The organism is Mycobacterium lentiflavum (assembly GCF_022374895.2).
Taxonomy (GTDB): domain Bacteria; phylum Actinomycetota; class Actinomycetes; order Mycobacteriales; family Mycobacteriaceae; genus Mycobacterium; species Mycobacterium lentiflavum.
Genome location: NZ_CP092423.2, coordinates 1037093 through 1063509 on the forward strand (window position 1 = coordinate 1037093; position 26417 = coordinate 1063509).

The 26417-nt window shown below is 66.5% G+C and carries 27 protein-coding genes; 15 read left to right on the forward strand and 12 right to left on the reverse strand.

The genetic code is table 11. The features are described 5' to 3' along the window. Positions 1 to 14 precede the first annotated feature (14 nt). The 7 genes from MJO58_RS05125 to MJO58_RS05155 all read right to left on the reverse strand — a co-directional run bounded on the left by MJO58_RS05125 (position 15) and on the right by MJO58_RS05155 (position 7987). The gene (locus tag MJO58_RS05125; protein ID WP_090600520.1) at positions 15 to 1142 is read right to left on the reverse strand and encodes an acyltransferase family protein; all 1128 of its coding nucleotides are present in this window, start codon (positions 1140 to 1142) and stop codon (positions 15 to 17) included. A gap of 185 nt (positions 1143 to 1327) precedes the next feature. Beyond that, positions 1328 to 1939, reverse strand: coding sequence for a dTDP-4-dehydrorhamnose 3,5-epimerase (gene rfbC / locus MJO58_RS05130; protein WP_239722185.1), 612 nt, complete (start codon positions 1937 to 1939; stop codon positions 1328 to 1330). A gap of 2 nt (positions 1940 to 1941) precedes the next feature. Next, complete coding sequence (rfbB, locus tag MJO58_RS05135) at positions 1942 to 2937, reverse strand: dTDP-glucose 4,6-dehydratase (protein ID WP_090600525.1); 996 nt, start codon at positions 2935 to 2937, stop codon at positions 1942 to 1944. Between the two features lie 26 nt (positions 2938 to 2963). After that, positions 2964 to 3830, reverse strand: coding sequence for an LLM class F420-dependent oxidoreductase (locus MJO58_RS05140; RefSeq protein WP_239722186.1), 867 nt, complete (start codon positions 3828 to 3830; stop codon positions 2964 to 2966). A 22-nt stretch (positions 3831 to 3852) separates the two neighbouring features. Beyond that, entirely contained in the window at positions 3853 to 4716 is an 864-nt protein-coding gene (locus tag MJO58_RS05145; RefSeq protein WP_239722187.1) for an LLM class F420-dependent oxidoreductase, read from the reverse strand. A 55-nt stretch (positions 4717 to 4771) separates the two neighbouring features. Beyond that, complete coding sequence (locus MJO58_RS05150; protein ID WP_090600529.1) at positions 4772 to 6295, reverse strand: ATP-binding protein; 1524 nt, start codon at positions 6293 to 6295, stop codon at positions 4772 to 4774. A gap of 15 nt (positions 6296 to 6310) precedes the next feature. Next, complete coding sequence (locus MJO58_RS05155) at positions 6311 to 7987, reverse strand: NAD(P)/FAD-dependent oxidoreductase (RefSeq protein WP_090600531.1); 1677 nt, start codon at positions 7985 to 7987, stop codon at positions 6311 to 6313. Between the two features lie 258 nt (positions 7988 to 8245). Between MJO58_RS05155 and infA the strand changes: the two genes are divergently transcribed. From infA to truA, 8 genes are all read left to right on the forward strand, one after another. After that, positions 8246 to 8467, forward strand: a complete 222-nt coding sequence (infA, locus tag MJO58_RS05160; RefSeq protein ID WP_003418601.1) for a translation initiation factor IF-1 — start codon at positions 8246 to 8248, stop codon at positions 8465 to 8467. A gap of 33 nt (positions 8468 to 8500) precedes the next feature. Continuing rightward, positions 8501 to 8614, forward strand: coding sequence for a 50S ribosomal protein L36 (gene rpmJ / locus MJO58_RS05165; protein ID WP_003879483.1), 114 nt, complete (start codon positions 8501 to 8503; stop codon positions 8612 to 8614). A 217-nt stretch (positions 8615 to 8831) separates the two neighbouring features. Next, on the forward strand, positions 8832 to 9206 hold the full coding sequence (gene rpsM / locus MJO58_RS05170; protein WP_239722188.1) for a 30S ribosomal protein S13: 375 nt from the start codon (positions 8832 to 8834) through the stop codon (positions 9204 to 9206). Positions 9207 to 9212: 6 nt separating this feature from the next. Continuing rightward, entirely contained in the window at positions 9213 to 9632 is a 420-nt protein-coding gene (rpsK, locus tag MJO58_RS05175; protein WP_090600535.1) for a 30S ribosomal protein S11, read from the forward strand. Between the two features lie 10 nt (positions 9633 to 9642). Then, on the forward strand, positions 9643 to 10248 hold the full coding sequence (gene rpsD / locus MJO58_RS05180; protein WP_090600537.1) for a 30S ribosomal protein S4: 606 nt from the start codon (positions 9643 to 9645) through the stop codon (positions 10246 to 10248). A 75-nt stretch (positions 10249 to 10323) separates the two neighbouring features. Next, positions 10324 to 11367, forward strand: coding sequence for a DNA-directed RNA polymerase subunit alpha (locus MJO58_RS05185; protein WP_090600539.1), 1044 nt, complete (start codon positions 10324 to 10326; stop codon positions 11365 to 11367). A gap of 117 nt (positions 11368 to 11484) precedes the next feature. After that, on the forward strand, positions 11485 to 12117 hold the full coding sequence (rplQ, locus tag MJO58_RS05190; protein ID WP_239722189.1) for a 50S ribosomal protein L17: 633 nt from the start codon (positions 11485 to 11487) through the stop codon (positions 12115 to 12117). Beyond that, positions 12095 to 12955, forward strand: a complete 861-nt coding sequence (gene truA, locus MJO58_RS05195) for a tRNA pseudouridine(38-40) synthase TruA (RefSeq protein WP_175364353.1) — start codon at positions 12095 to 12097, stop codon at positions 12953 to 12955. Before rplQ ends, truA begins: the two co-directional genes overlap by 23 nt. A gap of 25 nt (positions 12956 to 12980) precedes the next feature. Here the strand turns inward: truA and MJO58_RS05200 are convergent, their stop codons facing one another. From MJO58_RS05200 to MJO58_RS05210, 3 genes are all read right to left on the reverse strand, one after another. Next, entirely contained in the window at positions 12981 to 13625 is a 645-nt protein-coding gene (locus MJO58_RS05200; RefSeq protein ID WP_239722190.1) for a cutinase family protein, read from the reverse strand. A gap of 84 nt (positions 13626 to 13709) precedes the next feature. Continuing rightward, entirely contained in the window at positions 13710 to 14372 is a 663-nt protein-coding gene (locus tag MJO58_RS05205) for a cutinase family protein (RefSeq protein ID WP_090608485.1), read from the reverse strand. Positions 14373 to 14403: 31 nt separating this feature from the next. Continuing rightward, entirely contained in the window at positions 14404 to 15267 is an 864-nt protein-coding gene (locus tag MJO58_RS05210) for a cutinase family protein (RefSeq protein WP_239722191.1), read from the reverse strand. 155 nt (positions 15268 to 15422) lie between these two features. On the opposite strand from MJO58_RS05210, the gene eccB reads away from it, so the two are divergent. After that, positions 15423 to 16805, forward strand: a complete 1383-nt coding sequence (eccB, locus tag MJO58_RS05215; RefSeq protein WP_239722192.1) for a type VII secretion protein EccB — start codon at positions 15423 to 15425, stop codon at positions 16803 to 16805. On the opposite strand, the gene mycP is transcribed toward eccB, so the two are convergent. Together mycP and eccD are read right to left on the reverse strand one after the other, a co-directional pair. After that, positions 16770 to 18071: a type VII secretion-associated serine protease mycosin gene (gene mycP / locus MJO58_RS05220; RefSeq protein WP_239722193.1), complete on the reverse strand. Its 1302-nt coding sequence runs from the start codon at positions 18069 to 18071 to the stop codon at positions 16770 to 16772. The genes eccB and mycP overlap by 36 nt on opposite strands. Continuing rightward, entirely contained in the window at positions 18068 to 19435 is a 1368-nt protein-coding gene (gene eccD / locus MJO58_RS05225; RefSeq protein WP_239722194.1) for a type VII secretion integral membrane protein EccD, read from the reverse strand. The genes mycP and eccD overlap by 4 nt, the downstream gene beginning before the upstream one ends. A 130-nt stretch (positions 19436 to 19565) precedes the next feature. Here eccD and eccCa point away from each other — a divergent pair, with 130 nt between their 5' ends. The 6 genes from eccCa to rpsI all read left to right on the forward strand — a co-directional run bounded on the left by eccCa (position 19566) and on the right by rpsI (position 26406). Beyond that, positions 19566 to 23243 carry a type VII secretion protein EccCa gene (eccCa, locus tag MJO58_RS05230; RefSeq protein ID WP_239722195.1) on the forward strand — a complete coding sequence of 1226 codons (3678 nt, stop codon included), beginning with the start codon at positions 19566 to 19568 and terminating at the stop codon, positions 23241 to 23243. Then, complete coding sequence (locus MJO58_RS05235; RefSeq protein WP_239722196.1) at positions 23240 to 24475, forward strand: type VII secretion-associated protein; 1236 nt, start codon at positions 23240 to 23242, stop codon at positions 24473 to 24475. Before eccCa ends, MJO58_RS05235 begins: the two co-directional genes overlap by 4 nt. Before the next feature lie 83 nt (positions 24476 to 24558). Next, positions 24559 to 24885 (forward strand): WXG100 family type VII secretion target, encoded by a 327-nt coding sequence (locus MJO58_RS05240; RefSeq protein ID WP_175364354.1) that lies wholly within the window; start codon positions 24559 to 24561, stop codon positions 24883 to 24885. A gap of 6 nt (positions 24886 to 24891) precedes the next feature. Beyond that, positions 24892 to 25194 carry a WXG100 family type VII secretion target gene (locus MJO58_RS05245; protein WP_090600552.1) on the forward strand — a complete coding sequence of 101 codons (303 nt, stop codon included), beginning with the start codon at positions 24892 to 24894 and terminating at the stop codon, positions 25192 to 25194. A gap of 235 nt (positions 25195 to 25429) precedes the next feature. After that, positions 25430 to 25873, forward strand: a complete 444-nt coding sequence (gene rplM / locus MJO58_RS05250) for a 50S ribosomal protein L13 (RefSeq protein WP_090600553.1) — start codon at positions 25430 to 25432, stop codon at positions 25871 to 25873. A gap of 50 nt (positions 25874 to 25923) precedes the next feature. Next, a complete protein-coding gene (rpsI, locus tag MJO58_RS05255; protein ID WP_276553230.1) occupies positions 25924 to 26406 on the forward strand; it encodes a 30S ribosomal protein S9 in 483 nt (160 codons plus the stop codon). Positions 26407 to 26417: the final 11 nt, after the last annotated feature.

A 26417-nucleotide genomic window follows, 5' to 3' on the forward strand; every position in this document is an offset into this window, starting at 1 on the left:
CGAAGCAGGCCTGTCTACACCGCGCCCTGAACGTCAGAAGTCGGCTGGTCGGCGGCCGTGGCCGCGGGTGTGCCGTCGGCGCCGAGGCTTGCCGGCGCACCCCACTTCCGTTTGAGACGAGACTTCAGCGCCATCGCGGGCTTCTCTACCCAGAACCAGCTCATCGCCGCCAGCGGAAGGGTGGCCAGGAACGCAACGACGAAGAACAGCATCGGATTTAGGAAGCTCAGCCCCAAGACGGCAAGTAACTGCTGAGTCGGGAACGCGTAAATGTAGACGCCGTAGGAGATGTCCGTGCGCAGCGTCAGGCGTTTCTTGCGAAGCAGCGAACCCGCGGTGATCACGGCATAGGCCAGCGGAAGGGCCGCCACCAGCCGGTAGTCGGGCAGCAGAACGGAAGCGGCGACGACGATGATCACGCTGACCGCGACGAGTGACCACCGAGCGGGAATCACGTCGCGCCATTGGTACATGATGGCGCCGCTGGCAAACATGATGGCCGAGCGCGCGGCGAGCTGTGGGATGGTCCAGGCCCCCGGGAATGTCAGTGGCGGCAACAATGCCGCGCCAATCACCGCGACCACCAGGAGCGCCGGCGAAATCCAACGCCGATTGGCCAGGCCGACGATGCCGATCACGGCAATGGTGATGTAGCACAGCACTTCCCAGATCAGGGACCACAGCGAAGCGTTCCAGGCTCCCGGGGATGGGATATCGCGCGGTGTCCCGGCGACGTCGAACTGAAGCACCGATATCAGGGTGGCGTTTTTCAGGACGTATTCGTATGGCGCGCTGGACTGCAGCAGTTTCGCCGCCGAACCGCCCTGCACCGCCACGCTCAGCGGCGCGAACACGAACGCAGTGACGATCAGGCAGACGTACAGCCCCGGCAGGATGCGCAGCGCCCGAGCGGTCAGGTAATCGCGCACTCGGGGATCGCGGAGCCAACTTGCGGTGATCAAGAATCCCGAGATCGCGAAGAACCCATCGACGCCCACCGCGAACATCAGCTGCAGTGCCGCGCGTGGCGGCATGTGACCCGTGATCGGCCAGGAGTGAAACAACATGACCTCGGCGGCCAGCCCTAGTCGAAACAGGTTCAATGCGTTACATCGGGGATCGAACACCTCCGCTAGCTTCATGCGTGCAAATCCGTATCTGTCGTCGACTCCGCGCGGCCGGCCAGAGTCCCCGCACGAATGCCCAAAGTAGTCGATGAACCCGCGACAAACCTGGGTTTAATGCCAACCCGACGTTGCCGCCTCGCTACGGGCAGGTGGCGACGACGTCGAACGGCTATCGCCGTTGTGACCCGGCAATCAGTATCTCAGGACGTACCGCGCAGCTGTGCGGCAAACGTCTGCGCCTCGTCCCAAGTGGGCAGCAGGCCGGCGGCCCGCACCTCGTCGAAGCTGGGGGCGGCGGCGTCGCGGTCGGACAAACTCGGGGCGGCACCATCGACCAGCGGCCAGTCGATGTCCAGGGCCGGGTCGGTGGCGCAGATGGTGTGCTCGCGCTGCGGGTTGTATTCCGCCGAGCACAGGTACATCACCGTCGAATTATCTTGCAGCGCAAGGAAAGCGTGCCCGAGGCCTTCGGAGATGTAGATCGTGCGCCGGTCCTGGTCGTCGAGCAGTACCGAGTCCCACTGGCCGAATGTCGGTGAGCCGACCCGAATGTCGACCACCACGTCGAACACCGAACCACGCACGCAGGTCACGTATTTGGCCTGGCTGGGTGGGAGCTGGGCGAAGTGCAGCCCGCGCAGCACCCCGGCGGCCGATACCGAGCAATTGGCCTGCTGCACATTCAGCCGATGACCGGCGAACGAGCCGAAATCGGTGTTTTTCAGCCATTCGAAGAACACGCCGCGCGAATCCCCGTGGATTCTCGGGGTGATTTCCCACGCGCCGGGCACCTTGAGTTCGCGAACTTCCATTCTCACTGCCCCCGTTGTTCGTAGCGGGCTTCCGATGCGTCCTTCAGCGGACGCCACCAGGATTCGTTTGCCCGATACCAGTCGATGGTTTCCCGTAATCCCTCTTCGAAGTCGGTGTGCTTTGGCGCCCAGTGCAATTCGTCATACAACAGCGACGGGTCGATGGCGTAGCGCAGGTCGTGGCCGACGCGGTCGGTGACGTGGTCGAAGTCGTCTTGGTCGCGACCCATCAGCGAAAGCAGCGTGCGCAGCACGGTCAGGTTGTCGCGCTCGCCCTCGGCGGAGATCAGGTAGGTCCGACCGATCTGGCCCTTGTCCAGGATCTGCCAGACCGCGCTGTTGTGGTCGTCGACGTGGATCCAGTCGCGGACGTTGGCGCCGGCGCCGTACAGCTTGCACCGTCTGCCGGTCAGCACATTGGTGATCTGGCGCGGGATGAACTTCTCGATGTGCTGATACGGCCCGTAGTTGTTCGAGCAATTGGACAGCGTCGCGCGCACGCCGTAGGAGCGCACCCACGCCCGGACCAGCATGTCGGCAGCGGCCTTGGTCGCCGAGTAGGGGCTCGACGGATTGTAGGGCGTCGACTCGGTGAAGCGCTGCGGGTCGTCGAGTTCCAGATCGCCGTAGACCTCGTCGGTCGAGATGTGGTGCAGCCGCACCCCGCGACGCCGTACCGCTTCCAGGATCGTGTACGTGCCGACGACGTTGGTGTGCAGAAACGGCTCGGGGTTGTCCAGCGCGTTGTCGACGTGGCTCTCCGCGGCGAAGTGCACCACCGCGTCGGACTCGGCGATCAGCTGGGACACCAGCTCGGCGTCGCAGATGTCGCCCTCGACCAGCCTGATGGCGGTCTCGACGTCGGCCAGCGATTCGCGCCGGCCGGCGTACGTCAGGGCGTCCAGCACCGTCACTGAAACGTCGGGACGTTCGCGCACGGTGCTGTGCACGAAATTCGCGCCGATGAAACCGGCACCACCAGTGACCAGCAGCCGCATGGTCAAACCCTAACCGAGGGTGGCGGTCAGCTTGTGGGGGTTAGGCCAAGCGGCTCGGCCAGCGCCCGCAGCGAGGGCAACAGGGTCTCGTCGTCGTACCCCCCCAGCACCTGGATGGCTACGTGGTCGGCGCCGGCGTCGAGGTGCTCGGCCAGGCGCTTCACGATGGCCTCCGGGGTGCCGTAGGCGACCACCGCGTCGATCAGCCGGTCGCTGCCCGGCGCGCGCACGTCGTTCTCGGTGAATCCCAGCCGCAGCCAGTTGTTGACGTAGTTGCTCAGCCCCAGATAGTGCTGGACGATCTGGCGGCCGGCCTCGCGTGCCTTGTCGCGGTCGGTGGTCAGCACCACCTTGTGCTCCGGGGCCAGGAACACCGAATTGCCGAGCTGTTCGCGCGCCCTGGCCGTGTGCTCCGGCGTGGTCAGGTACGGGTGCGCACCGGCGCTGCGTTCCGCGGACAACGCCAACACCTTGGGCCCGAGCGCGGCGAGCACCCGCCGGCTGGTCGGCACCATCGCCTCGTCGAGGGCATCGAGATAGCCGACCAGCGCGGCGTAGGGCTTGACATACTCCTGGGTGTGCTCGGGGTGGCCCACCCCGATACCGAGCAAAAATCTTCCAGGGTAAGCACTTTCGATGCGCTTGAACGACTCGGCGACGGGTGTGGCCGCCGCCGTCCAGATGTTGACGATGCCCGTGGCCAGCTGCAGCGAATTGGTCTGCGCCAGTGCCGGTTCCACCCAGGCCAGATCGGCGTCCGGTGATCCGCCGATCCAGGCCGCCGAATACCCGAGGGCTTCGATCTCGGCGGCCAGCTCGGGTGTGATGGATCGGGTGGGCAGCCAGGCGCCGTAGCGGCCGAGGTTGGGCTTCAGTTCTGCGGCGTCATTCATCGAGGTTCCCCTCCGCGGTTGATTACGAGCGGTTCAGTCCGAGCGGCCCCGCCAGTTCAGCCAAAGCCGAGACCAGGTTTTCATCTTTGGTGAGGACCTGCACGGGCACGTGGTCGGCCCCTGCCTCCAGGTGCTGGCTAAGGCGTGCGGCGATCGCGTCGGGAGTGCCGTAGGCCACTACCGCGTCGACGAGGCGGTCGCTGCCCGGACGGACTACCTCGTCCTCGCCGAAGCCCGACCGCTTCCAGTTGTTGCGGTAGTTGGCCAGGTTGAAGTACATGTCCAGGGCCTTGCGTCCGACCGCGCGGGCCTCGTCGGCGCCCTTCTTGTCCGGGGTGGTCAGCACCACCTTGTGCTCGGGTGCCAAGAACGCCGACGGCCCGATCAGCTCGCGCGCGTGTGCGGTGTGCTCCGGCGTCGTCAGATACGGGTGCGCGCCGGCGCTGCGTTGCGCCGACAGCTGCAGCACCCGTGGGCCCAGGGCGGCGACCACCCGGCGATGGGCGGGCACGCCGTACTCGTCGAGTGCGTCCAGGTACTCGACCAGCGCGTCGTAGGGCTTTCGATATTCGCTGATCACCTCGCGGTGGCCGACGCCGATGCCGAGCAGAAAACGATCGGGGTAGGCCTTGTCGATCCGATGGAACGACTCGGCGACCTCGTTGGCGGGCGCGGTCCAAATGTTCACGATGCCGGTGGCCACCTGCAACGTGCTCGTCGCGTCCAGGATGGGCTCCACCCAAGCCAGCTCCGCGGGCGGTGAGCCGCCTACCCAGACGGCCCCGTAGCCCAGTGCCTCGATTTCTTTTGCCTGCTGTGGCGTTACGCCACGTCCGAACGATCCGAACCGGCCAAGATTGGGCTTGCTTGCAGCTGCATCGGTCATGCCGACTCCAACCCGGCCGCCGGTGAAGCTATTCCGCTTATTGCGGGTCGGCGTCTTATTCCGGGTCGGCGTCGTCCACCTCGTCGTCATCCACGGCGGCGACGTCGGCGATGGGCATCTCCAGCGGCAGCAACACGATGAACCGGGTGTCGCCCGGCACCGATTCCACCCGCAGATCGCCGCGATGTTTCTTGACGACGATGTTGAACGCGAGGTCCAGCCCGAGGCCGGTGCCTTCGCCGAACGGTTTGGTGGTGAAGAACGGCTCGAAGATGTGCTCGCGGATATCGGCGGGGACACCCGGCCCGGTGTCACAGATTTCGACCCGGGCCATGTTGTCGTTGTAGCGGCAGGTGCGGATGGTCAGCGTGCCGCCCTGATCGCGCATCGCGGCGATCGCGTTGTCGATGATGTTGGTCCATACCTGGTTGAGATCGCCTGGGTAGCAAGGGATTTCGGGCAGAGAGCGATCCCACTCCTTCACCAGGTTGATGGTCTTGGCTTCCTTGCCGGCGTCCTTGCCGCCGTCCTTGGTCAACCGATCGGCGAACATCACCAGCGTGCTGTGCAGCAGGTCGTGCACGTTGGCCACCTGGAACGGCGCCCGATCCAGTTGCGAGTACTGCTTGGCGTCGGCGACCAGCGCCGAAATCCGCTTGCTGGCTTCCAGAATCTGGTTCATCAGCAGTTCGCTCTCGATGGTGTAGTTGATCCATCGGACCGCCTGCTCCAAGGTTGCCGACGCGAGTTCCTCGGCGACCGTGGAAATCCGCTCCAGCCAATCGGTGTCGACGCCGCCCTCGACGAGCGTCGGCGCGATGTCCCAGCCGCCGTCGATGCCGTGCTCCTCCAGCCAGTCGCCGATGGCATCCTCGCGGTCGGAGCTCTCCAGCGCGCTCAGGTGCTGCGTCGCCGATTTGGCGACCTGCTCGGCAACCCGCTCCTGCAGGCGCACCAGGGCGCTCAACGCCTCGGGCGTGATGGTGCCGTCGGCGAGCATCGCGAGCTTGTGACGCATGTTGGCCACGCGTTCGCGCAGATCCGCCGCGGCCCGCGAGATCGCCGCGGCCGGGTTGTTCAGCTGATGGGTCAACCCGGCGGACAGCCGGCCCAACGCCAGCAGCTTCTCCCGGTTGTCGATGATGCGGCGGGTTCGGTCGGTGCCCACCGCGATGCCGTCGAGCAGGTGCACCGCCATCGGGAACTGGTCGCGCATGAACTGGGCGAAGACGGGCGCGTCCATCACGAAAAACCGCGACGGCTTGGTCACGTGGACCGAGGCGTCGTAGGTCTTCTGCTTCCCGCCGGTGAACGCCCGCCAGGCCCCGGCATACACGCCGCGTTGCGAGGTGCGGACCGTCTCGATGTCCTGCCCGCCGGACAGCTTCGACATCGCCAACTCGCCGTCGATCAGCACGTAGAAGCAGGTCGCCGGTTCGCCTTCCACGCAGATCGGCCCCGGCTGGTACTCCTGGATACACCCGTTGGAGCACAGCACCGCGAGCTGTTCGTCCGTCAGCGCCTCGAACAGGAACAGGGAGCGCAGCTCGTCGGGCTCACACGGCGTATTGGCGGTCATGACGCGTGGACCCTTCTAGGACTCGGCCAGGTAGCGGTGGACCAGCATCACGGCCATCGACCCTTCACCGACGGCGGCCGCGACCCGTTTGGCGGAGGTGGAGCGGACGTCGCCGGTGGCGAAGACGCCCGGCACGCTGGTTTCCAGGTGATGCGGTGGCCGGTCCAGCGTCCAGCCGCACACGTTGCGCAGGTCCGGGCCGGTCAGGATGAAGCCGTGGTCGTCGCGGGCCACCACCCCGTCCAGCCACTCGGTGCGCGGGGCGGCGCCGATGAAGATGAACATCCGGCCGCAGGCGACGTCCTCGACTTGCTCGGTCCGGTTGTTGACCAGGGTCAGCTTCTCCAGGTGGCCGTCGCCGGTGGCGCGCCGCACCTCGGTGCAGGTCAACACATTGATCTTGGGGTTCGCCTCGATCTGCTGGATCAGGTAGTACGACATCGACGCCTCCAGCGACGGAGCGCGCACCACGATGTTGACCGACTTCGCCGTCCGTGACAGATACATCGCGGCCTGGCCGGCGGAGTTGGCGCCGCCGATCACATAGACCTCTTCGTCCTCGCAGTCCGAGGCGATCGATACCGCGGCGCCGTAGTAGACGCCGCAGCCGGTCAGCTCCGTGAGTCCCTCGGCGGTCAGCTGACGGTAGGAGACACCGGTGGCCAGGATGACCGCGTGTGCGTCGACCGACCCGCCGTCGGCGAACCGCACGGTGCGCTTGGGGCCGTTCACCTCGAGGCTGGTCGCCTTGCGGGCGGTGATGATCTCCGCACCGAACTTCTCGGCCTGCCGGCGAGCCCGCTCGGCCAGCTGGCCGCCCGATACTCCGTCCGGGAAGCCCAGATAGTTCTCGATGCGCGAGCTCTGCCCCGCTTGCCCGCCGGTCGCGGTGTGCTCGATCAGCACCGTGCGCAGTCCCTCGGAGGCGCCGTATACGGCGGCGGCCAGGCCGGCCGGCCCACCGCCGATGACGATCAGGTCGTAGAACTCCTGCGACGGGGTGGAGGACAGGCCCAGTGTGTCGGCCAGCTCGGCGTCGGAGGGTTCCACCAGCGGGTCGCCGTGCTCGGTGACGACGACGGGCAGCCGCTTGCCGTCTTCGCCGGCCGCCTGCAGGAGTCGCTCGCCGTCGGGCTCGTCGGCCATGAACCAGGTGTAGTAGAGGCCGTTGCGAGCCAGGAAGTCACGCACCTCCCAGGATCGCGCCGACCAGCGATGCCCGATCACCTTGGTGTGCGGGATGGGGTGTTCTGGTGCCGCCCGCCAGGACTCGAGCAGCCCGTCGATGACGGGGTAGAACTTCTCCTCCGGCGGATCCCACGGCTTGAGCAGGTAGTGGTCCAGGTCCACGACGTTGATCGCATCGATTGCGGCGTGGGTGTCGGCGTAGGCGGTGAGCAGCACGCGGCGCGCCACCGGGTACAAATCCATCGCCTGCTCGAGAAACTCGATGCCGCTCATCTGCGGCATCCGGTAGTCGGCGATCAGCGTGGCGACCGTTTCGCCGCGCAGCTTGAGCTGCTTGAGGGTTTCCAGCGCCTCGGGACCCGACTCCGCGCGCACGATGCGGTGATTCTCGCCGTATTTGCGCCGCAGGTCCCGGGCCACAGCGCGCGAAACCGCGGGATCGTCGTCGACGGTCATGATCACCGGTTTGCGTGACTGCGCGGCGCCATCAAGGGGACGTGTCATCGTGGTCAAGTATGCCCTTGTCAGGAGTGGTGTGGTGGGTCGAGGTGACGCCCGCGAGCGCCCGGATCGCGGATTTTGGCCACGCCGCACGAGCGGGTACCATGGAGCGACGGTGCGACATTTCGCGCCGGCTTTTTTGTGTGTCCGTTCCCTAGGAATTTCCTGTCACCGGCTCACGTTCCAAAGTCGGTGTGAATGCTGTGCCGTCGTTGGCGCAGACGACAACGAAACTAAACGACGAGGATTTGACGAGTAGTTATGGCCAAGAAGGACGGCGCCATCGAGGTCGAGGGCCGGGTGGTCGAGCCCCTGCCCAATGCGATGTTTCGCATTGAGCTGGAGAACGGTCACAAGGTGCTTGCCCACATCAGCGGCAAGATGCGGCAGCACTACATCCGCATCCTGCCCGAGGACCGGGTGGTGGTGGAGCTGTCTCCCTACGACCTGTCCCGGGGCCGCATCGTGTACCGGTACAAGTAACCAACCAACAGACGAGAACAGGATCGAAAAGCCGTGAAGGTCAACCCCAGCGTGAAGCCGATTTGCGACAAGTGCAGGGTGATCCGTCGGCATGGGCGGGTCATGGTGATCTGCTCCGATCCACGCCACAAGCAGCGCCAGGGCTAGCCACGACCGCAAGCACGGCGTAACGGGTCGGCACAAACGAACCAAGACCCAGGCCGAGCAGCACCTACAACTAAATGCAGACCTCCCAGCACCACTGAACGGCTCGCATCTTTAGAGATGGGTCCGTTCATCTACGCCCGGTCGGAGGCCGGGCCCCGATCGATTCGGGAACGGGCTGGGAAAAGACCTCCGCTTAGAAAAAGAGGAAACGCCACCTATGGCTCGACTAGTAGGCGTCGATCTGCCGCGTGACAAGCGGATGGAGATCGCGCTGACCTACATCTTCGGCATCGGCCGTACCCGCTCCACCGAGATCTTGGAAGCGACCGGCATCGACCGGAATCTGCGCACCAGGGACCTCACCGACGACCAGCTGACCCACCTGCGTGACTACATCGAGGCCAACCTCAAGGTCGAGGGTGACCTGCGCCGCGAGGTTCAGGCCGACATCCGCCGCAAGATCGAGATCGGCTGCTATCAGGGTCTGCGGCACCGCCGCGGCCTGCCGGTGCGTGGCCAGCGCACCAAGACCAACGCGCGTACCCGCAAGGGCCCCAAGCGCACCATCGCCGGCAAGAAGAAGGCCAGGTAACCGCCCATGCCACCAGCCAAGAAGGCAGCAGCGTCGGCCCCCAAGAAGGGGCAGAAGACTCGCAAGCGGGAAAAGAAGAACATCCCGCACGGCGCCGCGCACATCAAGAGCACGTTCAACAACACGATCGTGAGCATCACCGACCCGCAGGGCAACGTCATCGCCTGGGCGTCGTCGGGCCACGTCGGCTTCAAGGGCTCGCGCAAATCGACGCCGTTCGCCGCGCAGCTCGCTGCCGAGAACGCCGCGCGCAAGGCCCAGGAGCACGGCGTGCGCAAGGTCGACGTGTTCGTGAAGGGCCCGGGTTCGGGCCGGGAGACCGCGATCCGTTCGCTGCAGGCCGCGGGCCTGGAGGTCGGCGCGATCTCCGACGTCACCCCCCAGCCGCACAACGGCTGCCGCCCGCCCAAGCGACGCAGGGTCTAGGAGGAGAATCATGGCTCGTTACACCGGACCCATCACCCGCAAATCGCGCCGGCTGCGCACCGACCTCGTCGGTGGCGACCAGGCCTTCGAGAAGCGTCCCTACCCGCCCGGCCAGCACGGCCGCGCACGGATCAAGGAAAGCGAATACCTCCTGCAGCTGCAGGAGAAGCAGAAGGCCCGCTTCACCTACGGCGTAATGGAAAAGCAGTTCCGTCGCTACTACGAAGAGGCCGTGCGCCACTCCGGCAAGACCGGTGAGAACCTGCTGCAGATCCTGGAGAGCCGGTTGGACAACGTCGTGTACCGCGCCGGGCTGGCGCGTACCCGCCGGATGGCCCGCCAGCTGGTCAGCCACGGGCACTTCAGCGTCAACGGCGTGCACGTCAATGTCCCCAGCTACCGGGTGTCGCAGTACGACATCATCGACGTGCGGGACGGGTCGCTGAACACCGTGCCCTTCCAGATCGCGCGGGAGACGGCGGGCGACCGTCCGATCCCGAGCTGGCTGCAGGTGGTGGGGGAGCGTCAGCGCATCCTCGTGCACCAATTGCCCGAGCGCGCACAGATCGACGTGCCGCTCACCGAGCAGCTCATCGTCGAGTACTACTCGAAGTAAAGACCCCCTGCGCTGAACCCGGCGCAGGTCTGAACGGCATCAAATAGCGGGTGCCGAGAAGGAGAAAAGAAAACCATGCTGATTTCTCAGCGACCCACACTGTCCGAGGAAATCCTCACCGACAGCCGGTCCCAGTTCGTCATCGAACCGTTGGAGCCGGGTTTCGGTTACACCCTTGGTAATTCGCTGCGGCGCACGCTGCTGTCGTCGATTCCCGGCGCGGCCGTGACCAGCATTCGCATCGACGGCGTGCTGCACGAGTTCACCACCGTGCCCGGCGTCAAGGAGGATGTCACCGACATCATCCTGAACCTCAAGGGTCTGGTGGTGTCCTCCGAGGAGGACGAGCCGGTCACGATGTACCTGCGCAAGCAGGGCCCGGGTGAGGTCACCGCGGGTGACATCGTGCCGCCCGCCGGCGTCACGGTGCACAACCCCGGCATGCACATCGCGACGTTGAACGACAAGGGCAAGCTCGAGGTCGAGCTCGTCGTCGAGCGCGGTCGTGGTTACGTCCCGGCCGTGCAGAACCGTGCCTCCGGTGCCGAAATCGGCCGTATCCCAGTCGATTCCATCTACTCGCCGGTACTCAAGGTCACCTACAAGGTGGATGCCACCCGTGTCGAGCAGCGCACCGACTTCGACAAGCTGATCCTGGACGTGGAGACCAAGAGTTCGATCACCCCCCGCGACGCGCTGGCGTCGGCGGGTAAGACCCTGGTCGAATTGTTCGGCCTGGCACGCGAACTCAACGTCGAGGCCGAGGGCATCGAGATCGGGCCGTCGCCGGCTGAGGCCGACCACATCGCCTCGTTCGCGCTGCCGATCGACGACCTGGATCTGACCGTTCGCTCCTACAACTGCCTCAAGCGCGAGGGTGTGCACACCGTCGGCGAGCTGGTCAGCCGCACCGAGTCCGACCTGCTCGACATCCGCAACTTCGGCCAGAAGTCCATCGACGAGGTGAAGGTCAAGCTGCACCAGCTGGGCCTGTCGCTCAAGGACAGCCCGCCGAGCTTCGACCCGTCGGAGGTCGCGGGCTACGACGTCGCCACCGGCACCTGGTCCAGCGAGGGGTCGTACGACGACGCGGACTACGCCGAAACCGAACAGCTCTAGCGCACGTCCGGCGACGATGCGGCCGTGCAGCGGCCGCTGAGGAACCGGACACATGCAACACCGTCCGTCCCGGCCCTACCTGATACGGGGGTCGGCCGCTAAATAGGAGATAGTGCAATGCCCAAGCCCACTAAGGGCCCTCGCCTCGGCGGGTCGTCTTCGCACCAGAAGGCTCTGCTGGCCAACCTGGCCACGTCGCTGTTCGAGCACGGTCGTATCAAGACGACCGAGCCCAAGGCACGTGCGCTGCGGCCGTACGCGGAGAAGCTGATCACGCACGCGAAAAAGGGCACGCTGCACAATCGCCGAGAGGTGATGAAGAAGATCCGCGACAAGGACGTGGTGCACGCCCTTTTCGCGGAGATCGGGCCGCACTTCGCCGATCGTGAGGGTGGCTACACCCGCATCATCAAGGTCGAGGCGCGCAAGGGCGACAACGCCCCGATGGCCGTGATCGAGCTGGTGCAGGAAAAGACCGTCACCTCGGAGGCCGACCGTGCGCGTCGGGTGAAGGCTTCTAAGAAGTCTTCCGAGACGGGAGAGGCGCCGGTGGCTGCGGCCGCCGCGCCGCAGGCCGCGGTCGAGCCCGAGGCCGCCGAAGGCCCGACGGCCGAGGAGGCGACGGCTGTCGAAGCCGAGGTCGAGGAGACCACGACCGCTGAGGCCGTTGAGCCGGCTACCGAGGCTGAAGCGACCGAGCAGCCCGAGGCTGAGACCGCCGACGAGGGTGACGAGCCCACCGACAAGTAGCGAAGACGTCCGTCTTAGGCTCGATATCGCCTACGACGGAACCGATTTCGCGGGCTGGGCAACGCAGGCCGGGCAGCGCACTGTCGCCGGCGTCATCGACGACGCGCTGACGACGGTTTTCCGCACGCCGGTCAAGCTGTGGGCGGCCGGGCGCACCGACACGGGAGTACATGCCACCGGACAGGTGGCCCATGTCGATGTGCCCGCCGCCGCCTTGCCTCATGCCTACCCACGTTCGCCGCGCGCGGGCGATCCGGAATTCCTGCCGCTGCTGCGCCGCCTGGGCCGCTTTTTGCCCACCGACGTCCGGGTGCTCGGAATTGCCCGCGCCCCAGCGGGTTTCGACGCACGGTTCTCGGCGCTGCGGCGTCATTACGAGTACCGGTTGTCGACGGCTGCCTACGGTGTCCAGCCGCGGCAAGCGCGCTACATCACCGCTTGGCCGCGCGACCTGGACGTGGAGGCGATGAGCATCGCATCGCGAGATCTGCTGGGGTTGAACGACTTTGCGGCCTTCTGTCGCTATCGCACCGGTGCCACCACGATTCGCGACCTGCAGCGGCTGGATTGGTCGCGCGACGGCGACCTGATCACCGCGCACGTCACCGCCGACGCGTTCTGCTGGCAGATGGTGCGCTCCCTGGTCGGTGCGCTGCTGGCCGTCGGCGAACACCGGCGCAGTGCGCAATGGTGCCGTGAATTGCTCAGCGCGCCAGCACGATCCAGCGACTTCGCGGCCGCTCCGGCGCAGGGCCTGACGCTGGTGGGCGTGGACTATCCGCCCGACGACGAGCTCGCGTCGCGCATCCTGATCACCCGCGATCTGCGCACGCGCTAGTTCGAGGCATCGCCGATCGGGACGACTACAGCTTGCCGGCCGCGAAGCTGGCCGCCTGATCCACCAATCCGGAGTCGATGTACGACGGTTGCAGATGCGACGCCCACACCGCCTTCCCGTTGCCGTTGCAGATCGGGTCGCCGGGCGCGCACTCCTCGATCGTCTTACCGGCGAAGGCCGGGCTGAAGCCGGGGACCGGGCCGAGCACCCGCTGAGTACCGTTGCCGAACAACGCGACTGCCGCGACGTGCTGATCGATGCCCGGGGGCAACGGGTTCTTGAACCCGAACGAGGGCTGGGTCACTGCGATCACCAGGTCGGCCGACACGGCGCCGAGCGAGTAACCGCCGAGCACCTCGCGGGTGTTCGGGCAGTGTTTGGCCATGTACTGGACGTGGTTGCTCATGTCGATGGCGCCCTTGGCCGGATCGACGTCGGCGGGGTAGTTGACCCCGTAGACGCCGAGGGGCAACTGCGTCTTGGACCGCAGCGAGTTGGCGAACGCATCGCCGACCAGGCCGGCGCCGGGCGGCTCCTCACGGCCGCGGGCGAACACCACCTCGGCACCCGGACACGGCGGGCCCGCCGAGGCCACCGGCGCCAGCGTCAAAGCCGAGCCGGCGATCATGGATATCGCGAACAGCGTGTTGCCAAACGGTTTGACCCCCATGAGCCGATGGTACGCATTTTCGGCGGGTACTAGTGAACGGCCGTGATCACTCCGCGATCGCAGTGTGACCGGATCTTTGTGCAGCTAGATCTTGGCGGCGACGAAATGTGCTGCCTTATTGGTCAATCCGGGCACGTAGCTGAGGTGGGCCGGCCACGAGTTGCCGTCGGAGCAGATCGGGTCGCCGGGGTTGCACACGTTGAGGATCTTGCCGCCGAAATCCGTGCTGAGGACGGTCATCAGATTGCCGGCCCGGCCCGACGGATTCCCGAACAGGACGACCGCGACGACGTGATCGGCGGCCGCGGCCGGCAAGGGATCGCGAAAGCCGAGGGCGGGTAGCGGTGCGGCCGTGACGATGTCGATGACGGCGGCGCCCTGCGAGTAGCCGCCCAGCACCAACTTGGTGTCGGGGCAGTGGTCGGCCATGTGCTGGATGTGGCCGCTGGCGTCGTTCGCGCCGTCGGTGGCGGCCAGGAAATCGTCGTTGGCAGGGTAGTTGACGCCGTAAGACCCCACATTGCGGTTGGTCTGCGCGCGCAGCGCGTTGACAAAGGCGCCGCCGACTTTGCCGAGGCCCGGAGGCTCGTCGGTTCCGCGGGCGAACACCACCTCGACGTCCGGGCACCCGGCAAACGCGCGCGGGATCAACGGCGACCCGAACACGATCGCGGCGCCCACCACCAGTGCGGCGACTGCCAACAAGCAAAAGTTATGCGCCCGTGATCTTTTCGCGGCAAGGCTCATGCCGCGATAGTACGGGTTGTTGAGGGTGCGGTTAGTGAACCGCGGCAACCATGTCGGTCTGGGGAACCGTGGGTCCGGGCGCCGCCGGGGCCGGTGATTGCGGCGCGTAGCTGGGGCTCAGCGGGCCGGGGGTCGACAAGCCGGGACCTGGTGCCTGTGTTTGCGGGCCGGAACCGGGCGTGTTGGGGCCAGCACCCGGAGCCGACGGCCCGTGCCCGGGCACCGACTGGCCGGTGCCGGCCATCAGTTTGGACGCGACGAACTGCGCCGCCTGGGTGGTGTAGACGGGGACATAGCCCTCGGTGTGCCCGCTCCACTCGTTGCCGGGACCGGCGTGGCAGATCGGGTCGTTGGGGTTGCAATAGTCGACGGCCTTGGAGCCGAGCATCGCACTCTGGCTGGGCAGGGTGCCGCCGGCGCGGTCGGCGACGTCACCGAAGGTGACGACGGCGGCGATGTTGTCCGCGTACTGCGGCGGCAGCTTGTTGCCCCAGCTGATACCGCCGATCGGCACGCCGGCCACGATGTCCATCACCGACGCGCCCTGCGAGTAGCCGCCCAGCACGATCTTGGTGTTGGGGCACGTTTCCACGCTCTTCTTGACGCGGTCGATGGTGTCGTTGGCCCCGTCGCCGCCGTGCAGCTGCAGCTTGCTGGCGGCGTAGTTGACGCCGTAGGGCAGGATGTTCAGACCGGTCTGCTGGCGCAGCGAGTCGACGAAGGCATCGCCGACCCGGCCCAAACCGGCCGGCTCGTTGGTGCCGCGGGCGAAGATGACCTCGACGTCGGGGCAGTCGAACGCGTGCGCAACGGGGGCCCTCGGCGTGGCGAGCAGGCCCGCGGCCGTCACCAGGGCGGCAGCGCCCAGGCCCACAAAGCGGCCAACTAACCGCATGCTGCCCACCCGACGGGTACCTATGCGCTGAGATTTCACGGCGCAACTCTACCCAAATTGAGGCCTCTCCAAACCTGTGGGCTGTGGATAACCGGCGGCGGGGACGCCGCGGTGCGGTTAACGTGACCAGCGGATTCGCGGACTTTGGGAGGCCAGTGCCCCACCAATCGACGACTTGGGCGCAAGTCAGCGGTTACCGATTCCTGCTACGCCGGATTGAGCGCGCACTACTGGGCGGTGCTTATGGGACTTTCGGTGAACCGCTGCGAGCCCGCACCGGGCCGCTGACGGTGGGCTGGGTACTGACGGCCGTCGCGGTGGTGGGATGTGCGCTCATTGGATTGCTGCGGCCGCACGTCCGGCTGGATCACGCCCAGATCGTGATGGGCAAGGAGACCGGAGCGCTATATGTGCGAGTCGGCGATACCTGGCACCCGGTGCTCAACCTGGCTTCGGCGCGGTTGGTCGCGGCGACAGATGCCAATCCGCAGGCAGTGCCCGAGCCCGAATTACGCCGTACCAAACGTGGTCCCCTGCTGGGCATTCCCGGCGCACCGCAGCTTCTCGGCCCGCAGCTTTCCGGCGATGATGCGGTCTGGACGATCTGCGATACCGAAGGTGCAACGGCCACGACGGTGATCGTCGGGCCCGCCGGCGGACCGTCGGCCCATCGCCTGGCACGCGATCAGGCTCTGCTGGTCGCACCGGGTACGGGTCCGCCCACATACCTGCTGTACGACGGCGAGCGGGCTGTCGTGGATCTTGCGGACACCGCGGTCGTGCGCGCATTACGCCTGGAGGGCCGCGTGCCACTCGTCGTTTCGCAGTCCTTGCTGAACACGATCCCGGAGGCGCCGCCGATCACGGCTCCACGAATCCGTGGCGTGGGGGGCAGGTCGGCCGGACTACCCGACTTTCCCGTCGGCAGTGTGCTGCGTATCACACGCGGAGATGGCGACGAGTACTACGCAGTCCTGAGCACCGGAGTCCAGCGCGTCGGCCAGGTAGCCGCGGATCTCATGCGCTTCAGCGACTCGCGCGGCGCCGCCAACATCATCGCGGTGACACCGGACGTGATTCGGGGCGCTGCGATCGTCGACTCGCTGCCGGTAGGGACCTTCCCGGAACGCGCGCCCGGGGACCGCAGCCTGATCGGCACCACCACCGTGTGTGTGAGTTCGGGGTCGACGGCGTCCGGTGCTGAGATCCTGACCGCGAGTGGCTTGCCGCTTGCGCCCGGCCAGGTCCCGGTGTCCTTGTCGCAAGCCGACGGCCGCGGTCCCGCACTTGATGCTGTCTACTTGCCCCCCGGGCGGACCGCCTACGTGCGGGGCAATGGCGGGGCGAGCACACGCTATCTCGTCATCGACACCGGTGTGCGATTCGCGATTCACGACAACGACGCCGCCCGCGACCTCGGTCTGCAGACGGACCCTGTGCCCGTGCCGTGGTCGATGATCGCGGTCCTTCCGGCCGGGCCGGAACTGAGCAGGGCGGGCGCGTCAGTCGTCCGCGACACTATCGCGGGATCCTCGTAGCCGTTGCTTTGCCGCACCGATGATCAGCGCGCACATCAGAGCGACCAGGCACATGGCCGCTCCGCGCAACGCGATATCCCGCCCAACAGAATTCATCGGCCCGGCTGCCGGCGCGGCGATCGGCACGTGCGCCGGCGGCGGTTTGGCGACATTGGTGGGCGCGCTGGAGTCGGTGCTCACCGCGGCCAGGACGTCGATCGTGCCACTGCCGACGAATGGATTCCATCCGCCTGACGGATGATGCGCCGTCGACTCGATGCGCTGCGTCACCTGCCGCGCCGTCAACGCGGGGAACCGCGCCCGGATCAACGCGGCGAGCCCGCTGACAACAGGTGCGGCGTAGCTGGTTCCGGATAACGCCGCCGAACTCAATGACAGCACCGCCTGCCCGGTAGCGGCGACGTCGACCCACGGACCGGCAAGAGTGAAGGCCGATGGCGTCCCGTCGGCATTCACCGAACCGACGGTCAGCACGTAGTCGTCGTACCAGGCTGGACTGACCGCGACCGAGATGTTCTGCCACGTCGCATCCGGGCGCTGGGCCGGACACTGTCCGCCGCCGGTGTTTCCGGCCGCGGCGACCACGACGGCGTTCTTGACGTCGACCGCGTAGGCCAGCGCGGCGCCCAGTGCCCGGTCGTCGAGCGCCGACGTGACCGGGACGCACGCCACCGACGAAATGTTGATCACCGACGCACCCAGGTCGGCGGCAGTGCGGACCGCTTTCGCCATGGTGACTACATCGCCGATCCCCGAGTTTGACGGGTCGCTGGTCGGGGCGAATTTCGAGCTGGACTGCCGGATGCTGATCAACGTGACGTCGGGCGCGACGCCGCTGAAACTATCTGTCGAATCGGCTGCGGCGGCGATGATTCCGGCGACCAACGTCCCGTGGGCGTCGCAATCCTGAGTGCCGTCGCCGGTGAACACGTAGTCACCTCCGGGCACCACATCGGGCAACCGGCGATGGCGCGCAACGCCGGTGTCGATGACCGCGACTCGTTGTCCCGCGCCGCGGGTCAGCTGCCAGACGTGCGGTAAATCGAGATCTGCGAGCTGGTTTCGCCCCGGACCTGGATCCCCGGTCACCATCGTGCATACCTCGCGTTGCACCGTAGGCCTCGTGGGTGCCGGCAACGCAGGCTTCGGCAACAACCTGTCATCAATCTCTGGCGGTGAAACCGCTTGTGCTGATGGCGTTCCCCAGTGCGATAAGGCCGTCAACCCCGCTGCCGCCACCAGCCGCACGAGGCGCGACGTCCTCATGTCGGATGCAGACCGCGGGCGGCGTCGTAGAGGCCACATATCCAACCGGCCAGTGGCACCGTCGCGATCAGGACCACACACTCCAACACCTCGACGCCTTTTCGCGCGACGGCTGACAGCGATACCGCCGGCGCTACAAACCCGAAGTAGATCGCACCGGCGACACACAACGCCGTCGCCGCAGCGATCCACGGCCCGCGCTCCGGGGCCCTGAGCGCGGCGACTGCGAACGTCGTTCCAATCGTGGCTACACCGGCGATGCCGCTCACCAACGTCCTCCTCCGGTCGACCGAACTGGCGCGCAGCAGCAGCAGCGCACCGATGGCGGCCGCAAGTGCAGCGCACCCGAGCCGCGGTGTACCCGTCGCTACGGTGAGGATGGCGCCGGTGGCCGCCGAGAACGAGAACGCGGCCAGCAGGCTGGCCAACCAGGCGTCGGCACGAACAGCGCCGGCGGCCACATCGTCGGGAACCGGATGTGGGTCGGCCGGCTTTGGTGACAATCCGGCCAGGACGAGCGCCGCGCGTGGCGCAACCGCGAGTAGACCAAGCGACAGCAACGCCAATACCGCACCGACCACGTGCAATGGGACGTCGGTCGCCAGACCTGCGAACGCAGCGATGGCGACGATCGCCGCGAAGCACGACACTGCGGTCAATGTTGAAGTCCCGCAATCGGATACGCGGATCGCTAGCACCGCGGTGGCTGCGGCGGCCGCGGCGGCCAGAAGCACGTTGGGCAGACCCGGGGTGCCGGGTACGGTGAGAAAGCCCGCGACTGCGGAGAATGCCGTGGCGACCAGGCTCAGCGTGAGGGCGGCCATGGCGTCCCGGTACGTGCGATTCGCGAGTGCCGCCAACATCACCGCCGCGAAAGCGACGAGCGCAGTGATTCCCGCGGTGGGGCCGAGGTTGCGGACAGCGTTGGTGGGCAGGGCGTTTCGAATGAGTGTCAGACATCCGATACCACTTAGACAGCCGGCCCCCAGGGCGGCGGCAAGACGTGTTGCAAATTCGTTCTGGGCCGGACTCCAGCTCCTACCGTCCAGCGTGTCCGACACAGCCTCCGCCACGTCGTCGTATCGCACTGAGGGTGGCGGCGTTGCAGACTGGCTCAGGACGAGGACGTCACCGTCGCGGACACCGCTGCGCGCGAGCGTCGTGGACGAATTCAAAGTCGACGCTCCCAAGATCGACAGCTGGTAGCGGGTCGCGATTGGATCGTCGGCGCCGTGGGCCTTCAGGGTGTCGACGATGGGCGATAGCAGGGTGGCAACCGGCATCTCGGACGGCAGAGCCAAGTCGACGATGGCGGTGCCGGCATGCACGGACACGCGGCGAAGCGCCGGATCGGATACAGACAACGCAACCCCTTCAGATTCGGATGATCTTGACGCTAAGGCAATTTCGGAACATCGGTATTCGGCTATCCACAGGTGAGTTGCGGTCAATTCCGGTACTGCCTACCGTCGTCGCACGCGGGGAGGGGCCGGGATGACTGAGGTGTTCGCGCCTGTGGTGCGCCAGCTGCCGCCGGAAGCCGCGACCGCAGACATCGTCGTTGCCGCGCCGCCCGAGCTGCCGCAGCCGACGGCACCGAGTCTGCCGATGCGCCTGCTGCCGGTCGGCATGTCCGTCGTGAGCGTCGCAGTCATGGCGCTGGCCTTCTTCTCCGGCCCGACCGTTGCCCGCAGCCCCGGGTTTCTGGCCTTCCCGGTGATGATGCTGGTGTCCATGGCGCTCACATCGATCACGCAACGTGGCCGTCGGCAGGGTAACGAGATCGGCGCGAGGCGCGCCGACTACCTGGGATATCTGACACGGCTGCGCCGAACGGTAACCGAAATAGCTGCAGCACAACACTTCTCACTGAACTGGAGTCACCCCGACCCCGCTACTTTATGGACCTTGATCGGTGGCCCGCGGATGTGGGAGCGACGAGTGGCCGACCCCGACTTCTGTTCGGTTCGCGTCGGCGTTGGTACTCAGCCACTTTCGGCCAAGCTGGTAGCCGCTGAAATTGACGGCGGGGAGCGCACCGATCCGGTTACCGCCGCGGCCGCACAGCGCTTCATCCGGACACACGGCACGATCGCGGACGTGCCAATCGTCGTTGCCTTGACCCCAGGAGCGTCCGTCACCGTCGACGGTGATTTGGCCGAGGTGCGTGGTCTGCTGCGGGCGATGATCTGCCAGCTCGCCGTGCTGCACCCTCCGGATCAATTGTTCATTGTCGGCGTGATCGCGGATCGGAGCCGGGCCCACTGGGATTGGTTGAAGTGGTTGCCGCACAGCCAACACCCGACCGCGAAGGATTCGGTGGGCAGCGCGCGAATGCTGTATGAAAGCGCTGCGGAGATGCGGCGCGCGCTGGCCGGGACGGAACTCCCGGCGCGCGTGGTGGTCGTCGTCGACCACCAGGGCCGCGGTGACGGCGATAGCGCGGGCGCCATCGCGGGTGCGACCATCATCGAAACAGGGCCTGGCCGCAGTCGCTCGCCGTTGACCATTCGGATTTCCGGCGCAGTTCACGCCTTGACCTACCCCGACCGGATGAACCCGCTCGACGCGCAGATGTGTGCGCGCCGTCTTGCCGGCTACCGGGCGGGTACTGCGTCTCATCCTGGCGGCGATGCAGGCTGGCCGGCCCTCTTGGGGCTTGACGACGTTGCCAGCTACGACCCGATCATGTTGTGGCGCAACCGAGATCCCCGCACTCGGCTGCGCGCCCCGATCGGAAGAACGTCGGACGGAGCTACTCTCGAACTCGATATCAAGGAGTCCGCCGAAGACGGCATGGGGCCGCACGGGCTCTGCGTGGGCGCGACCGGGTCGGGCAAGTCCGAGCTGCTGCGCACCGTCGCGCTGGGCATGATCGCGCGGAACTCTCCGGAAGTGCTGAACCTGCTCCTCATCGACTTCAAAGGTGGGGCGACGTTTCTCGACCTGGCACAGGCTCCGCACGTCGCCGCGGTGATCACCAACCTCTCGCAGGAAGCACCGCTGGTCGCGCGGATGCGAGACGCACTGGCCGGTGAGATGAATCGTCGGCAAGAGTTGCTGCGGACGGCGAGGTGCTCCAGCGTCGCGGCGTACGAACAGGCTCGTCGGGCCGGGACGAAGATGACCGCCCTGCCGGTGTTGTTCATCGTTGTCGACGAGTTTTCCGAACTACTCAGCCGGCATCCCGATTTCGCCGATATGTTCGTCGCGATCGGTCGGCTCGGCCGGTCACTGGGCATGCACCTACTGCTTGCGAGTCAGCGCCTCGACGAGGGCCGGCTGCGTGGGCTGGAAGCCCACCTGTCCTACCGGGTGTGTTTGAAGACGTTGTCCGCCAGCGAATCACGAATCGTCTTGGGCACACCCGACGCATATGAGCTACCGAACACGCCCGGAGCGGGCTTACTACGCTGCGGCAGCGGCGAGCTGATCCGCTTCCAAACCGCCTTCGTGTCAGGGCCGGACAGCTCGGTACGTCGTGTCGCACCTGCGCTTCCGCGGCCGCCGGAAACGGTGCAGGTGTTCACCGCGCACGCCGTCGGACCGATCGCCCGCGTCGCCGAGTCAGGCGCGTCGCCTGCACCCACCATCTTGCGGACTGTGCTGGACCGGCTGTCCGGGCACGGGCCGACCGCGCACCGAGTGTGGCTGCCCCCGCTTGGTCTGGCGCCGCCACTGGACAGCCTGCTGCGCGACGCAGGATCGGGAAGTCTGCTTGTGCCGATCGGCATCGTCGATCGGCCTTTTGAACAGTGCCGGACACCGCTAATGGTCGACTTATCGGGAGCGGCGGGCAATTTCGCCGTCGTGGGCGCTCCCCAAACGGGCAAGTCGACAGCCCTGCGGACGCTGATCACCGCGCTCGCGGCCGCTTATGATCCGAGCCGGGTGCAGTTCTACTGTCTGGACTTTGGCGGTGCAACGTTCGCGTCCCTGCGCACACTGCCACATATCGGCACCATCGCGAGCAGACCCGAACCCCAGCTCGTCGCGCGCATGATCGCCGAGATCGAATCGATCGTGCGCTCTCGGGAGGTCGACTCATGCGAACAGCTCGCTGACGTGTTTCTCGTCATCGACGGCTGGGCGAGTTTGCGTGACGAGTTCCAGAATCTGGAGGAATCAGTCACTGCTGTTGCGGCCCAGGGATTGTCGTTCGGGGTGCACGTTGTGCTCTCGGCCTCGCGGTGGGCCGAGATCAGACCCTCGTTGAGGGATCAGATCGGCACCCGCATCGAACTGCGGCTGGGTGAGCCGGCCGATTCGGAGCTTGACCGCAAACGAGCGCACGAAGTGCCCCGCGACCGCCCGGGCCGCGGTCTGTCCCACGACGGCCAGCACATGGTCATCTGCCGGCCGATGGAGGCAGACGAATTGCGAAGCCGCCACGGTGAGCTGGCCGCCCCTGCCATACCACTGCTGCCCACTCACGTGGACCACTGCGCAGTCGTCGACTCGGCGGCCGACGAGGACGCCACGCAGCTACTCCTCGGTCTCGAGGAGCGTCGATTGCGGCCGGTTGCAGTTGATTTCGAGCGGAATTCACATCTGCTCATCCTCGGGGAAAACGAGTGCGGAAAGACCACCGCGTTGCGGACTCTGTGCCGCGAAATTGTTCGGACCAAGACGGCTGCACAGGCAAGGCTACTGATCGTCGACTTCCGACGCACCCTGCTCGGCGTAGTGGAGTCACCACATCTCGGCGGCTATGCCATGTCGCCAACTGCGCTCAGGGCGCTGCTGCCGGACATACTCGATCTGCTGCAGCGGCGGATGCCCCCGCCGGACGTGACGCAGGCGCAGCTGCGCGCCAGGTCGTGGTGGTCCGGTCCAGACATCTATGTCGTCGTCGACGACTATGACTTGGTCGCCGTGCCGGCCGGAAATCCGCTGTTGGATTTTCTCGAATACCTGCCGCATGCAAAGGATCTGGGATTGCACCTGATCGCGGCGAGGCGCAGCGGGGGTGCGTCGCGCGCCTTGTTCGAGCCGCTGCTGGCGGGCCTGCGGGAGATCGGCTGCATGGGACTGATGATGAGTGCGCGTCCGGATGACGGCTCGCTGTTAGGGGCTCGGCGTCCGGTGCGATTGCCGGCGGGGCGCGGCGTTTTGGTCAATGATGCCGGCGACGAACAGGTAATCCAGGTGGGTTGGAGTCCGGCACCGTGAACGGGCATCACGCCATTATTGCGGCGGGTCCGGGAATGATTCACCGGTTGTGTTGTGCCGCAAGCACAGTCGCCGACGCGAAATCCGAGATCCGCCATGCGGCGCTGAACGCGATTGACGATCAGGTGGCGTTGGTCGACGGGTTGCCCGTGGCGGTCGATCGGTTGTGGCGCAGCGGACTGCGGTCATTGGACTGTGCGAATCCAGGGGCGCGCGGAGCGATTCGGATAGTGCATCCATCCTGGTGGCCGTCGTCGCGGGTCGATGTGGTTGCCGCTGCGGCTGCGGCCGTGTCCGACGACGTGCGGGTGCACCCGCGCTCGTGGTTGGTTCGCCGGGTGTCGAAGGCGGAGCCGGAAGTGCCGGTGGTGGAGATCGCCGAGCGGCTGGTCGCGATCGTGGGCGACGATCTCGTGGCCGTTGCGCGCAGCGCAGAGCCGCAGGCCGTGGCCGAAGAGGTCGTGGGTCTCGTCGACGAAATGACTTGTGGAGCAACAGCAACCGTGCTGATCGATGTGCCTGACAGCGTTACCGGGGCCCGGGAGCTTGCGACGCTGCTCGCCGGCGGCTTGCGCGGACGGGGACACAAGATTGTGCGGGTTGACGACGCCCGGCTATCCCGGTTGGCGCTCTCGGCGACCTCCGACATCATGCTGCCGCCGCGGCCGGGCGACGACGCCCGTCGGGTGGGCTCACGCGTCCGGCTGGTTGGGGGTCTGGCGGCTGCCACCGTGGTGCTGGCCGCGACGGTGCCGGCGATCGCGGCGGGCGGTCATCGCGGTGTTGCCCCCGTGGCTGCGGCGTCGACGACATTTCTGGTGGAAGGCCGGGTCGCACTGACGGTGCCGGCGAATTGGACGAGGCAACGGGTGATCGCGGGACCGGGTTCGGCCCGGGTACAGGTCACGTCGCAGACAGATCCTGAAGTGGCGTTGCACGTCACCCAGTCGCCGATTCCGGCCGAGACGCTCAGCGCCACGGCCGACCGGTTGAAGCACGCGATCGACAGCGAGCCCGCGGGTGTATTCGTCGATTTCAATCCGTCCGGAGTGACCGCGGGACGGCCGGCTGTGACATATCGCGAAGTCCGCGCCGGTCATCACGTGCGATGGACGGTGGTTGTAGATGGATCGGTTCGGATCAGCATCGGATGCCAGAGCCGGCCCGGTGGTGAGGATGCCGTCCGCGGCGCGTGCGAGGAGGCGGTGCGGTCAGCCCACGCGATCCCATGAGCCGCCGCGGTGCCGCGGGAAATTGGATGGAACCGAACCGAGGTGCGGGTGGTCGTACTTGGTATCGAAGAGGAAGGAGCAGGGTGACTACACCGCCAGGTGCGAACTTGCTGAGCACCGATTTTGATCTGATGCGCTCGGTGGCAGGCACGACGGACAGCCGCAACGAAGAGATCCGGGCGATGCTGCAGGCATTCATCGGCCGAATGAGCAGTGTGCCGCCATCGGTGTGGGGTGGGCTCGCCGCCGCACGGTTCAAGGACGTAGTGGATCGCTGGAATGCCGAGTCGCTGCGGCTGTACCACGGGCTGCACACGATCGCGGACACCATTCGGCACAACGCGGCCACGCTGCGAGATGCCGGCCTGAACCATGCCCACCACATCGGCGTTGCCGGCGGCGATCTGTGAAAGGACATTCCTGTGGACCCAGCGCTGTCCTATAACTTCGGCGAAATCGAACACTCGGTGCGCCAGGAGATCCACACCACCTCGGCTCGTCTCAATGCGGCGCTTGACGAACTGCGCTCGCAAATCGCCCCGTTGCAGCAGCTCTGGACCCGCGAAGCAGCCTCCGCCTACCAGGCTGAACAGCTCAAATGGCACCAGGCGGCGACCGCTTTGAACGAAATCTTGGTCGACCTTGGAAACGCGGTGCGCGACGGAGCCGACGAGGTTGCGGATGCCGACCGCCGGGCGGCCGGCGTCTGGGCAAGGTAGCCGCGCCCACGAGCAACTGTGTGGTCCCGGCGGAAGGAGAGCCGTTGGGACCACACAGTCATTTTGACCTGCGGGGATGTGGGTCGGTAAGCTGCTCCGTTGGCGTGCGGTACGCCGGGGACTCGGGTCAATGTCGGTCGCCGAGACCAAACCCCAACCGCAAACCCACCAGGGCCGCCCTGACCGGCACCCGGCTCGAACCGGGATCCACCCGAGAGAAGAGAAGGTAAGCGCTGTGCCCACCTACGCGCCAAAGGCGGGTGACACCACGCGGTCGTGGCACGTCATCGACGCCACGGACGTAGTGCTTGGTCGCCTTGCCGTCGCGGCAGCCACCCTGTTGCGCGGTAAGCACAAGCCGACGTTCGCCCCCAATGTCGATGGCGGCGACTATGTCATCGTCATCAACGCCGACAAGGTCGCCATCAGCGGCGACAAACTGCAGAGCAAGCTGGCCTACCGCCACTCCGGGTATCCCGGCGGTCTGCGCAGCCGCACGATCGGCGAGCTGATGGAAAAGCACCCCACCCGCGTCGTCGAGAACGCGATCGTCGGCATGCTTCCGCACAACAAGCTCAGCAAGCAGATCCAGCGCAAACTCCACGTCTACGCCGGCCCGCAGCACCCCCATGCGGCACAGCAGCCGGTTCCGTTCGAGATCAAGCAGGTGGCCCAGTGACCGAAACCAACGAGGCAACGCCTGAAGAGACCACCGAGGTCGCCGTCGAGGTGGTCGTCGAGGAAGCCCAGGCCGACACCGCCGAGACCCCGGCCGAGCCCGCCGCCGAGGCCCCCGCGGCCAAGCCCAGCGAGCCGATCGTGCTCGAGCGGCCCATTCAGACCGTCGGCCGCCGCAAGGAGGCCGTGGTGCGGGTGCGTCTGGTTCCCGGCAGCGGCAAGTTCGACCTGAACGGCCGCAGCCTGGAGGCCTACTTCCCGAACAAGGTGCACCAGCAGCTGATCAAGGCGCCGCTGGTCACCGTCGACCGGCTGGAGACCTTCGACGTCTACGCGCTGCTGCACGGCGGCGGCCCGTCGGGTCAAGCCGGTGCGCTGCGGCTGGGCATTGCCCGGGCGCTGATCCTGGCCCAGCCCGAGGACCGGCCCCCGCTGAAGAAGGCCGGCTTCCTCACCCGTGACCCGCGCGCCACCGAGCGCAAGAAGTACGGCCTCAAGAAGGCCCGTAAGGCACCTCAGTACAGCAAGCGCTGATCAGCGATCAC